This is a genomic window from Paraburkholderia edwinii (assembly GCF_019428685.1).
GTDB classification, from domain to species: Bacteria; Pseudomonadota; Gammaproteobacteria; order Burkholderiales; family Burkholderiaceae; genus Paraburkholderia; species Paraburkholderia edwinii.
Window position 1 is genome coordinate 3033766 of record NZ_CP080096.1, and the last position, 12285, is coordinate 3046050.

The window sequence follows — 12285 nt, forward strand, 5'->3', positions numbered from 1 at the left end:
GCTGCTCGATTGAACGAGGAGAAAGTCGTGGAATCCACGCTATTCAGGAATGCTGCACTACTCGACCCGCTGCAAGGCGAGTTGCTCGAAACGCGCGATGTACTCGTCGAAAGCGGTGTGGTGAAGGAAGTGTCCGACCAGCCGTTGCAAAGCAAGGCCGCGCGTGTGATCGATCTCAAGGGCAAGACGCTGATGCCCGGCCTGATCGATCTGCACGTGCATGTGGTCGCTGTGCAGTTGAATCTGTCGCAACTCGTGCATGTGCCGAATGTGCTCGTCACGCTACGCTCGGTGCCGCTTATGCGCGGCATGCTGCGGCGCGGCTTTACAACGGTCCGCGATGCGGGCGGCGCAAACGCGCCGCATAAGCAGGCCGTCGAAAGCGGGCTTGCGGTCGGGCCGCGCATGTTCGTCGCGGGCCGTGCACTGAGCCCGACCGCCGGTCACGGCGATATGCGCTCACGCTCCGACTATATCGGCCCGAGTGCGCCGTGCGGCTGCTGCGTGCGCGTCGGTGCGTTGTCGCGCGTTGCGGACGGCGTCGACGAAGTACGTAAGGCGGCACGCGAAGAGCTGCAGATGGGTGCCGACCACCTGAAGATCATGGCGTCGGGCGGCGTCGCATCGCCGACCGATCCGGTCGGCGTGTTCGGTTTCGCCGAAGATGAAGTGCGCGCCATCGTCGACGAAGCACGTGCACGGCATACGTATGTGATGGCGCATGCTTATACGGCCGAGTCGATTGCGCGGGTCGTGCGCTGCGGCGTTCGCACGATCGAGCACGGCAATCTGATCGACGTGCCGACCGCGAAGCTGATGGCCGAGGCCGGCACCTATGTCGTGCCGACGCTCGTCACCTACGACGCGCTCGCAAGCGAAGGCGCGCAGTACGGGCTCGCGGAAGAAAGCGTGGCGAAGATCGAGGACGTACGTGAAGCTGGGAAGCGTTCGCTCGAAATCTATCGCGACGCGGGCGTGAAAATGGGCTTCGGCTCGGATCTGCTCGGTCCGTCGCAGCGACTGCAAAGCAATGAGTTTCTGATTCGCGCGGATGTCCTGGGCGCGGCCGAGGCGATCCGCAGTGCAACGGTAATCGGCGCGGAAGTGCTGGGCTTGCCGGAAAAACTCGGCTGCATCGCGCCGGGTGCGTGGGCCGATATGATCGTCGTCGATGGCAATCCGCTTAAAGATGTCGCCTGCTTGACGGGGCAAGGCGAGCGCATTCCGCTGGTGATGAAAGGCGGCAAGATCGAGTTCGATGAGCTGGAGCGGTAGCTCCTTCGTGCGCAATCAGCTACTTGTACTCGACCAATATCTCGCGATAGGGCTTATCTCCCTCATTCCGCGCTTTATGAGTCGCGGGAACGCGCATCCCTTTGCCAACGCTCGACAGTATTTCGAGGTACCCGTTTTCGCACAGTAACGAGTAGACGCCACCTGTCGATACCTCGAAGGTGCCCAGATCGCTACCGTGCTCATCGAAGATGCGCAGCGGTGCGCCTTCAATGGCGTACCACATGTACGAATGCATATGGGTGTGCACGGGCGTTTCTTCACCTGGATCGAGAATAAGGTCCCATACGATGATCTTATCGTTTTCAAATACTTTCTCGGTACCCACACCGGCCATGGCTTTCTCCTTGAGTTTTCGAAGCGATCGATCTCACGATTCTCCGCATCAATATCGTGACCTGCCTCCGAACTCCGGAAACTCAGGCATGTTGTGCGAAGCATTAGGCTCCGTGACTGCACCAGCCAGCCGTGCCGGTGCGCGTGAGGCGACCTCATGGTCGCCCGCAACACCCGACGTCATCGTTCACGCTATAGATGCTCGCGAAACCACTGAATCTGCACGTCGATACTGCTCGCGAAGTGCGGCCCTTCGTACATGTCGTAGTGCCCGGCAGCTTCCTCGATATGAAGCTTCTTTACAGGCGTTCCAAGCGCCGCAAAGAGCTCCTTGCCGTGGTCTGGCGGATTCACTCCGTCTTCGCCCGCCACGACCACCAGCACCGGGCATGCAACGCGAGCCGCGTACACCCCCGGTTTGTAGTTCAGCATCTCGCGAACGGTCAGAAACGGAATCTTGATATCCATTGCCGGATAGCGCTGGCGGCTTTCCTCCACGAACGCCTTCGATTGCGGGTCCGTCAGCACCTTCGTGATGGCAACCATCATCTCCCTGCCTGTGCTCTGCTTTTTTTCGTGCATACGCTCCAGTGTCGCGACGAATGCCTGCTTTTCAGCTTCGGTCATATTGCGCGTGACGACCCGTTCGCCATCCGCGAAGCCGAGTTGACTCACCACGGCTTTGATCGATGGGTCACTCGCAGCTGCGGCCAGCACATGACCACCGCCAAGCGATGTGCCCCACAACCCGACGCGACTAGCGTCGACGCCAGGCAGTTCCTTGACGAAGCCGATAACGGCGTGAATGTCCTCGATCTGCATGGCGGGGACGAGGCGGCCAGGCTCTCCTGCGCTCGCACCAAAGCCGCGGTAGTCGAAAGTGACAGCGGCATAGCCAGCGCCAACGAAGGCCTCGGCAAATCCAGGCAGCAGCAACTCCTGGATGCCGCAGAATCCGTGGCACAAGACGATGACCGGCACGGGAGCCTGTGTGTCGGGGCGACGTAGCGTCACTGCGATATCACTGGCGGTTCGATATGAAGTCGTTTCCATGTAAGTGGGAAGTAAATATGACGGGTGGCTGGATTACTGCGCGCGCCGTCGTTGATCAAAATGCGCGCGCAATGCTAGCGAAATCGGAGCAGCAAAACCTTGGCCGGCGAAGATTCATGGGGCCGCCGCCGCGACGGCTTTGACCGAGCTGGCAACAGGACAGAAGGAGTGTATCGAAAAACGCGCGATGCCGAGCACAGCAGCGCGCAAGGCAGCACGGTGGCATCATCCAGGCCGTGGTCTTCAACAACCCCCAGGATCCGCGCGCATCGAGCACACGAAGATTCTTGACGAGTGGGGCTATCGCTCTTATCATGCACCCTAACCAACGTTAGGTAGTCTATCAATTTGCGCAAACGGGACGGACGGGGCGCCCGCCAGAAGCGGCCTCGGATACAGGATCCCGTTTGGCTTACTCATATTAGTGCATATACACCATATGAATTGTCGATGGACCGCGCCGACCCAACCCTCAACGGGACAATTGCATTTTCCGCTGAAGGAAGACCGATGACTGTGACTCGCCGGGATGTTCTCGTGGCCGTAGGCGCCGTTGCTTCGGCGTTGGCCGCTTCCAGGAGCACCTTCGCCCGTTCAACCACCCAAGCGACCATGGGAGGAATGCTGTGTCACGACCGACTCAATCTGAAAACTTAAACCTCCGAACGACGGCGTCGCTTGAATCAGTCAGCGTGGTCCGGAATCTGCATCCGGACTTTTAAGCGGCGCTCATGCGGCAAGCGGTTTCTCAACAGCCTCTTAGTAGTCCGTTACCTTTAAATGAAATAACGACGCTGCAAAGCGAGCCATCCAATATGCTTCACTAAATCATTCTCTAAAGTCTCGCAACCGTTTAAATGTCTGCCGAACGTTTTAAGGCGTAGAAAATGTGCTGTATCGCGACGTACATTCACGGTGAACGCTATAGTACAGTCTGGTGCGTTATCTAAAAAGATTAGCGCGACTCCTAAGTATCCTTAACGGAACTGCAGTATGCTCGAGCAAGTTATTTCTTCCGAAGTGGACGCCTGTCGCGTTCTTCTAGATCAACTGGCTGATAAGTGGACTTTCACAGTCTTTCTCGCGCTTCGCGATCAACCGCACCGCTTCAATGAACTCAGGCGGCGGGTACCCGGTATCACTCAGAAGGCGCTCACTCAAAGCCTACGTCGCCTGGAACGCAATGGCATGGTCTCGCGACGTATTGTCGAAACGGCTCCGCCAGGCGTCGAGTACTCCGTCTCGGCTATTGGCAAAAGCATGTCGGAGCCGCTCGATGTTCTCGCTCAATGGGCCGTGCGACAACTTCCGTCGATACTGGCGGCCCAGGCGCAATTCGATTCGCGCCCTGAAAGTCATGCGCACTCCGACGCGGCCGACCTCGCAGACTACGATACTGTCACGGTGCGCAGCCGATTCTAAAATTTTTTCCCGGTTAATATGATGACCATCATATAACCTTTCGCCGACATTTCTGGAGATTACTGCTCTCAAGCGTGAGGCGCGCTGCCGATCGGATTCCCGCACAACAACATGGACCGAACGCCGATGCTCGGGAAAGTGCCGGCTACCCTCGACGGCCTATGCGCGGGAACAGCCCTCAGGTCCCACTTTATTTGACTGCCTCCTGTTCGGCGCACTGGAGCGTGGTTGGACTCACGCCATATTGCCTCTTGAACGCGCGGCTGAAATGCGCCGCACTGACAAAACCGCAGTGCCACGCGACATCACTAATGCGAACACTTTCATCGCTGTGCGCAAGGATCTTCTCCGCTTTCGCAAGCCGTTGCTGCAAAAGGTAGCGCATCACAGAAGTCCCCTCCTGCGCAAAAATTCTCGATAAATGCCGTTTTGACACTCCCATGGCGCCCGCTACGAAGTCGAGGTCAATGTTTTCATTTCCGACGTTCCGCTCAATAAAACGTTTGACCTTTCTTAGCATCATTTCAGGACGCGTCCGACCGTTGGGCGCTGCAAGCTCGTCGGCAATTTCCCCCATCAAATGAGTCAGAAGTTCGGCGACCCGCCATCTGGTGTACACGCTGCTCGCCTCGCCATAGGCTGCCGCGCCCGTCAGCATTGACTGCAGCATCAGCACGTCCGGCGACGCATTGTTGACCAGGAGCAAATCACGGCCCAAGGATATCTTTCCCCTTGTTTCGAGCGAAGCTTTCGGCACTCGAAGCAATAGTCCGCGCGAATCCGGACCTGATGCCTGTGCATATTTGACACTGCCGTCAAGAAGAAGACACGAGTTTGATTTCAGCCGTACAGACTTTCCGTTTTGCTCGATCTCGGTCGAGCCGCTCTCGGTCAGGAATACGACGACAGTGTTCCTTCTCCAGCTATCGAGGCCCGGCCCCGGTTTCCAGATCCACTGCTGGCCTGACAGATCGGCAACCTCGAATCGGACGTCCCCCATAAACCACGACGCCGTGAGGAGCTGACGCTCGACTCCCGTGTCAAACGCGCACTGCATGCTCCAGTTTTTTTGCACAAGTCGACACCATTCATCCTCGAACTTCGGTGTTTCCTTTTCGAGAGCACGCGCAACAAAGTTCATCATTTTCTCAATTTCGCCGCTTCTTGCCTGGTTCGTCCCGAGGTGAGCGGATGGGGTGTATCTCTCCGCTATTGCACATCCGCAGTAGCTCGATCTGGCATTCGCAGCTGAAGAATTCTGCTTGCCTCATCGAAAGTGCTGCCATGCTCCCAGCGCGACAAAGCTTGGAGACATTGGACTAGCTGCTGCTCATGGAAGTCGACAAGCAGCGCGTCGTCTTTAACGAGACGCTTTGCTATCTGTACGGCTGCTTCATGGCATGCGGCTTGGGAATACCATCTCGTCAGAGCGATCAGGCACGCGGTGATAGCTTCACCGTTCATTTGCTCCACCAACGAAATGTCATCCACAATGCGCTGCGAAAGCCTGATTGCCGCCGCCGCGGTCGCTGTCGAATCGTGCAACCTGGAAAGAGCGCCAAGGCAGTTAACGACATGCTTCACGCTTAAGCGATGACATATAGACGCGTCCGACGCGATGCGCCTCGACAATCGAGTGGCGGCGCTGGAACAAACCTCGTCCGAACACCACTTCGCTAACGCATCCAGGCAGACCGCCACATGCCTGCCATTCAGATGATGTCGTAAGGGACCGTCCTCCGTCAGCCGCCTGGCCAGTCTTTGGCCGGCCGCATGACAGGCTTCATCGTCGCTCCACGTTCCCAACCCGCTTAGACAATGCGTAAGACGCACGCCGTTCAATTGCCGTATTAGCGACTCATCCGTTGAGAGGCGTCGTGCAAACCGTCGCGCCGCCTCCTCGCAGGTTCGGTCGTTGCTCCACTTTCCCAGCGCGTACAGACAACTCGCAACCTCTTGCGCATTCATCCGCGCCAGCAACAGTTGATCGCCGACAATCCGCTCGGCAAGCTGTACGCTCGCGCCCCGGCACACCTCTTCATCGGGCCATTTGCTCAGCGCGTTCAGGACACCAGCGATCTCATGTCTGTGGAGCGCATTGGCGAGAACCTTATCGACGAAGATTCTGGTTGCCAGTCGCACGGCCGCAGCACGGCACACCGGTTCCTTGTCCCATTTATTCAACGCATCGAGACACGAGGCCAACTGCTGGCTGTTGATTGACCAGAAAAGCGAGTCGTCCGTAGCCAATCGTTTCGTGAGAGCCAAGCCGGCTTCGCGGAATATATCTTCCCTATACCACGCAGAAAGCGCGCTCAAACATGCCGCGAATTCGTCGGCATTCATCCGCAAGCAAATCGCCTCGTCGATCGTCAGCCTGCTTGCCAGGCTTCTCGCGGCGCTTTCGCATCTAGCGTCCTTATATTCGTGACTTAGCGAAACCAGAAAGGCGGTTATCTCACCGCTGCCAAGCTCAACGACCGACGCATCCCGTCCGCCAAGGTATTCAGCCACTCTCATGGCTGACAGTATAGACGTGTTGTTCACTTGAGAATCACCACAGTTACTGTGTACGTTTGGACCGTCGGGTTCCTAAATAAGCAAACCGGGTGTTTGACGCCTAAAAGGAACCAGGTAGCCTTTTGGATCCCTATAGCTAAATAGTTCGGCTATTACTTATTCAAGCACTTCCCGATGTTCATGGCCAAGCATCTTGATTCAATGCTTTAGTCGACGTTTGACCGCTCTGGACATTTTCTTGTCCGTTCGAGCCTTTAAGGCTTAAGCCGCTAAAAATGCTATTCCTTCTGCCGTCAACGCCTTTTGAGGCAAGCAACTATCGATCAATGTGCGCCTCCTCTAATCTCAACCTTGTCGTGCACCACGCTACCTTTTCAAGGAGGACCGTATGGATATCAACACCAATATTCCCTCGCTTATCGCCCAGCAGAACCTGAACGCCAATAACAGCAGCCTGAACACAGCAATTCAGCGCCTGTCGTCGGGTAAGCGCATCAACAGCGCGGCAGACGATGCGGCTGGCCTGGCCGTCGTCACGACCATGACGACGCAGGAAAATGGCCTGAACCAGGGTATTCAGAATGCCAATAACGGCGTGACACTGGTGCAGACAATCGGCTCTGCGTTGAGCAGCATGACAAGCAGCTTGCAGCGCATCTACCAGCTGGCAAACGAGGCATTGCAAGGCACGTTGACGCCGGCTAACCAGCAAGCGCTGCAAAAGGAAGTGGAGGAGCAAACTCAGGAAATCAACCGGCTTGCTTCGACAACGCAATACAACGGTCTCACCCTGCTAAACGGCGCGGCCGGTGTCCTGCAAGTGCAGGTCGGTGCGGACGTTGGTCAAACCGTGGCGATCGATCTGAGCCAAGGGGTATCTGCGGCATCGCTCGGCGGCGGCGTCGTTCAGTCGGGCATCACGCTTGGCACAGTGACGGGCCTGAACCTTAACGCGAATGGCTCGGAAGCGAGCGGCGCAGGCGCGATAACGGAAATCCACATCATCTCGGACGGTAACGGTGGATTCACGTTCGAGGACCAGAACGACGCCGCTATCTCGACGACAGCGTCGTCCGCACTCTTTACGGTCACGACGACCAACGGCATTTCATCGCTGTCGCTAAACTCGTTGGGGTCGGATTCACTCCTGCCTACCAACGACCTCGCCTCCATCAACGCCGCGATCACCGCCAACGCAGCAACGGCTTCGGAAGATACCGTGTTCGGCAAGATTTCGGGCATCGACCTCGACGCTTCGACCGGCCTGAATGCAACGGCGGGCGCTTCGAACGTCGTTACAACCGTCAGCGTCGAATCGGATGGCAAGGGCGGCGTCAAGTACGTTGATCAGAACGGTACCCAGCTGAGCTCGGGCGCGACCGCGGGTCTCTTTAACACGGCAGCCGGCGGTACGATTTCGTTCGCCAACGCGCCGGCCAGCACCATCGGCTCGACCCAGGCGGGTGTACAACCGGCGGGCAGCGTGCTTGGGGAAATCAACCAGCTGAATGTGCCGAGCACCGTATCGCAGATCGACGTCAGCACGTCCGAAGGTGCCAATAACGCGATCAATTCCGTCCAGAACGCACTCGCAACGATCGCGAACATGCAGGCGTCGCTCGGCGCTGTGCAAAATCGCTTCACCGCGATTGCGCAAACGCAGCAGGCCCAATCGACCGACCTCGCAACGGCGGCGTCGGGTTACATGGACGCCGACTTCGCGCAAGAAACGGCTAATTTGAGCAAGACGCAAGTGCTGGTTCAAGCTTCTATCTCGGTCGTCGCGCAAGCGAATGCATTGCCGCAACAAGTGCTGAAGCTGTTGCAGTGATTACTCGCCATCGTTTGTAGATGGTATGCAGGACAAAGCAGTTCCGGGTAGGTAACGTGCGCGGGGCGAGCCGGTGGTCATGTCATGCGGCTCCCCCACGCGCGGCTCCCGGCGAACACCAGGCGTTCTGCATCCGCAATGACCTATCACCCGCCTGACGGGCCGAATGGAGCTTCCTAATGTCGACCTCATCCGTTACCTCCGCAGCCGCAAAAGCCGCGCAAGACGCCGCTACCGCAGTTCAGCAGGCCGCCCAATCGCTGATTTCCTCCTCGACCGGCAGCACGGTGGACGTCAACTCGCTCGTATCCGCGCTGGCGACAGCGAAAACCGCAGGCCCGGCCGCATTGATTACTGCGCAGGCTGGAGAGGACGAGGCTCAGATCAGCAGCCTCGCGACGCTGTCGGCCGCCATGTCCGGACTGCAGGCGGCAATCGGGCCGTTTCTGAGCGGCAACGCACTTTCATCGACCACGGCCACGCTAAGCGGCGCCGGGATTACGGCAAAGACCGCTAGCGGTGCATCGGGCGCCACCTATCAGATCAACACGACGCAGTTCGCGCAGTCGCAGTCGATCACGTCGGGTTCGTTCTCTCAGGCGGACTCGGCTGCAATGGGCTCGGGGACGCTGGTCATCTCCTTAGGCAGCGGATCGACCGCGAAATCGTTTCAGGTCACCGTCGACCCGTCGAACGACAGCCTTCAGGACATTGCAAACGACATCAATTCGGAGTCCGGCAATCCCGGCGTCAAGGCACTGGTGATCAATGGCGCCAACGGCCAGTCGCTCAGCTTGCAGTCCACATCGACCGGCTCATCAAGCATGATCAGCGTCGACGTGCAAAATGCGACCAGCAGTACCAGCCCGATCAGTCAGCTTGAAGTCACTTCGTCCGTCACCACCGATTCGAGTGCACCGGTTGGCTCGTCGACGGTCTCTTCTCCGTCCGGCGGCTGGACGCAATCGCAGGCTGCGCAGGACGCGCGCCTGACCATTAACAATCAGCTCGTCACGAGTTCGACGAACACCATTTCGGGCGCGATTCCCGGCGTAACACTGACGCTCGATCCGACCAATGCTAAAGCCATCGGCCAGCAAACACTGACCGTCGCACCGGACCACGGTTCGGTTGAGAGTGAACTGTCCTCGTTCGTCACGGCTTATAACGCGGTAATCAATCAGTTGAACTCGCTTGCCGCGCCGAACGTTGCGGGCACGTCCGGCACTGGCGGCACGTTGCTAGGCGACGAAATGATCAACCAGATCGGCGCGTCGCTTAGCGGCATTGCGGGCGGCGCGGTATCGAGCGGCGGCATCGCGGGCACCCTCGCTTCGCTAGGCATTTCGTTGCAAGTCGACACGGCTACGAATCCCCAGCCGTTTGCCCAGCTCCAGATCGACGCGGATGCTAACAGCCCCACGCTCGACGACGCAGTGACAAACAACCCCGCGCTGATTAGTGCGCTGTTCAATGACACCAACGGGATCGCTCAGCAACTCGACTCGATGTTGACCGCGTACACGTCCCCCGACAAGGGCATTATCCAGTCGCGCACGGACGCACTCACCGCCGATATCACCAGCCTGTCGAAACAGCAGGACGATCTGGACGACTACAAGGCGGTGCTGATGTCGCAGTACAACGATCAGTTCACCGCACTCGATACGCTGATGGCACAGGCGCAAACGAACCAGAACTACCTCACGGCCCTGTTCGGCGGCAGCAACAGCAGCGGCGCCCTGGCCCAGAACAACAACTAGGCGCGCTTCGCCGCCGTGAAGATATGCCCATCAGTCGGAATAAGATACTTGAGCGCGTCGTCGAAATGGGCTTGTCGGGCTGGGTTCCCTGCAAAGAGAAGTCACCGCGGTATCGAAATGGCCTGTACGTATCGTCTATAGCCACACTACGTCAACGACGCGCTCAAGGGAACCCTTTCCGGATTTGCAGCGTATAGACCCGGGAATAAATTGCAACGGGTGCTGTTTTATCATTCGAACGAGTTCTATGGCGGCCGATGGTGAGCATCCACCACTCAATTCTTCTTCCTGCAGTTGTTCTGGCAACATGGACGTCGATCTGGCATTGGGGGCGCAGGCTCGTTGGCTTTCTACTCACCCTGATTTTCGGCATCCCGATGCGCGGTAGTGCGCAGTGGATATCAAATCGTACGATCGCGATCGACTCCCTGAGAGACGGGATCTGGCTCAATCCCCATCGCGATGGTTTGCTGAATGCACCGGTTATTTTTTACGTTCTGTCCATGGCCTTCGCGATCACGCGCGAAGTCGATTACCTGGATTTTGTATTGGCCTGGAGTTATGTAGCACTTGGTATCGTTTTTAGCCTAAGCGACGCGCTTTCGATCGGCACGATCAACAGACAACTCCTGTTTTTTTCTTCCATCGCCCTCCTTCAAATATTCTCCGTACGGTTCATGTTTGTCTCCTTCGTTAGTTGAGTAAAAGTCAAATCTGAATTTCCGTTAGAGACACACACGAAGAGGCCCGGCCGACGTCGCGTGGACAACATCAGCCGGGCCTCACACGTTTTCAGACCACGTATCAATTCTTCGACTGGTCGACGAGCTTGTTCTTCGCGATCCACGGCATCATGGCGCGCAGCTTGGCACCGACCTGCTCGATCGGGTGCTCTGCGGTCAGACGGCGACGCGATTGCAGCGTCGGCGCACCGGCGCGGTTTTCGATGATGAAGCTCTTCGCGTACTCGCCCGTCTGGATGTCCTTCAGCACATCCTTCATCACCTTCTTCGTTTGGTCGGTGATGATGCGCGGGCCCGTCACGTACTCGCCGTACTCGGCGTTGTTCGAGATCGAGTAGTTCATGTTCGCGATGCCGCCTTCGTAGATCAGGTCGACGATCAGCTTCATTTCATGCAGGCATTCGAAATAGGCCATTTCCGGTGCGTAACCTGCCTCGACCAGCGTCTCGAAACCGGCCTTGATCAGATCGATGGTGCCGCCGCACAGCACGGCCTGTTCGCCGAACAGATCCGTTTCGGTTTCTTCGCGGAAGTTCGTTTCGATAATGCCGGCACGGCCACCGCCGATGGCCGCCGCGTAGGACAGCGCGACTTCGCGCGCCGCGCCTGACTTGTCCTGCGCAATCGCGACCAGCATCGGCACGCCGCCGCCTTGCGAGTACGTGCTGCGCACCGTGTGACCCGGCGCCTTCGGCGCGATCATGATCACGTCGAGGTCCGCACGCGGAATCACCTGGCCGTAGTGCACGTTAAAGCCGTGCGCAAATGAAAGTGCCGCGCCCTGCTTGATGTGCGCGTGCACTTCGTTCTTGTACACCTCGGCGATCTGCTCGTCCGGCAGCAGCAGCATGACGACGTCAGCGCCCTTCACTGCCTCGGCCACTTCCTTCACGGCGAGGCCCGCGTTTTCAGCCTTGCTCCACGAAGCGCCGCCCTTGCGAAGACCGACCGTCACTTTCACGCCGCTTTCTTTCAGGTTCAGTGCGTGCGCATGGCCCTGCGAACCGTAACCGATGATCGTGACCTGCTTGCCCTTGATGAGGGAAAGGTCGGCATCCTTGTCATAAAAAACCTTCACGATTTCTCCTACTTGGTAAACATGGTGAGTAACTGCCGTTTTAGCGAGGGCGTTCGGCAACGACTCGCAAGTTTCCTTCTCACGCGTCGAAAGGCTGACTCGCCGCAGCGCCAGACGTCGAACCTCGCATGACCGCCAGTAACTCGTCAAATTAAACTTTAACCGTTTCGACGGCGCTGGGCCGCCTCGCTTAGGCACTAGCTTGATGGTGGCCACAGAGAAGGCAGCTTGCAAACCCCCTTCGAA

General features: G+C 57.9%; 10 protein-coding genes. 5 read left to right on the plus strand and 5 right to left on the minus strand.

What is annotated here, in order from left to right; all coding sequences use genetic code 11:
* Window positions 1–27 precede the first annotated feature (27 nt).
* Complete coding sequence (locus KZJ38_RS34885; protein WP_219801561.1) at window positions 28–1275, plus strand: metal-dependent hydrolase family protein; 1248 nt, start codon at window positions 28–30, stop codon at window positions 1273–1275.
* 19 nt (window positions 1276–1294) lie between these two features.
* Here the strand turns inward: KZJ38_RS34885 and KZJ38_RS34890 are convergent, their stop codons facing one another.
* Together KZJ38_RS34890 and uilS are read right to left on the minus strand one after the other, a co-directional pair.
* Window positions 1295–1630 (minus strand): cupin domain-containing protein, encoded by a 336-nt coding sequence (locus tag KZJ38_RS34890; protein ID WP_219801562.1) that lies wholly within the window; start codon window positions 1628–1630, stop codon window positions 1295–1297.
* Window positions 1631–1821: 191 nt separating this feature from the next.
* Entirely contained in the window at window positions 1822–2682 is an 861-nt protein-coding gene (gene uilS / locus KZJ38_RS34895) for a UilS family quorum-quenching N-acyl-homoserine lactonase (protein WP_219801563.1), read from the minus strand.
* A 993-nt stretch (window positions 2683–3675) separates the two neighbouring features.
* Between uilS and KZJ38_RS34900 the strand changes: the two genes are divergently transcribed.
* A complete protein-coding gene (locus tag KZJ38_RS34900) occupies window positions 3676–4104 on the plus strand; it encodes a winged helix-turn-helix transcriptional regulator (protein ID WP_219801564.1) in 429 nt (142 codons plus the stop codon).
* Between the two features lie 190 nt (window positions 4105–4294).
* On the opposite strand, the gene KZJ38_RS34905 is transcribed toward KZJ38_RS34900, so the two are convergent.
* Both KZJ38_RS34905 and KZJ38_RS34910 read right to left on the minus strand, forming a co-directional pair.
* On the minus strand, window positions 4295–5248 hold the full coding sequence (locus tag KZJ38_RS34905; RefSeq protein WP_219801565.1) for a helix-turn-helix domain-containing protein: 954 nt from the start codon (window positions 5246–5248) through the stop codon (window positions 4295–4297).
* 65 nt (window positions 5249–5313) lie between these two features.
* Window positions 5314–6651 (minus strand): hypothetical protein, encoded by a 1338-nt coding sequence (locus KZJ38_RS34910; protein WP_219801566.1) that lies wholly within the window; start codon window positions 6649–6651, stop codon window positions 5314–5316.
* Window positions 6652–7012: 361 nt separating this feature from the next.
* Here KZJ38_RS34910 and KZJ38_RS34915 point away from each other — a divergent pair, with 361 nt between their 5' ends.
* The 3 genes from KZJ38_RS34915 to KZJ38_RS34925 all read left to right on the plus strand — a co-directional run bounded on the left by KZJ38_RS34915 (window position 7013) and on the right by KZJ38_RS34925 (window position 10919).
* Window positions 7013–8455, plus strand: coding sequence for a flagellin N-terminal helical domain-containing protein (locus KZJ38_RS34915; protein WP_219801567.1), 1443 nt, complete (start codon window positions 7013–7015; stop codon window positions 8453–8455).
* A 179-nt stretch (window positions 8456–8634) separates the two neighbouring features.
* A complete protein-coding gene (gene fliD, locus KZJ38_RS34920) occupies window positions 8635–10218 on the plus strand; it encodes a flagellar filament capping protein FliD (protein WP_219801568.1) in 1584 nt (527 codons plus the stop codon).
* A 257-nt stretch (window positions 10219–10475) separates the two neighbouring features.
* A complete protein-coding gene (locus KZJ38_RS34925; RefSeq protein ID WP_219801569.1) occupies window positions 10476–10919 on the plus strand; it encodes a hypothetical protein in 444 nt (147 codons plus the stop codon).
* A gap of 103 nt (window positions 10920–11022) precedes the next feature.
* Here the strand turns inward: KZJ38_RS34925 and ilvC are convergent, their stop codons facing one another.
* A complete protein-coding gene (ilvC, locus tag KZJ38_RS34930) occupies window positions 11023–12039 on the minus strand; it encodes a ketol-acid reductoisomerase (RefSeq protein WP_219801570.1) in 1017 nt (338 codons plus the stop codon).
* Between the last annotated feature and the right edge of the window lie 246 nt (window positions 12040–12285).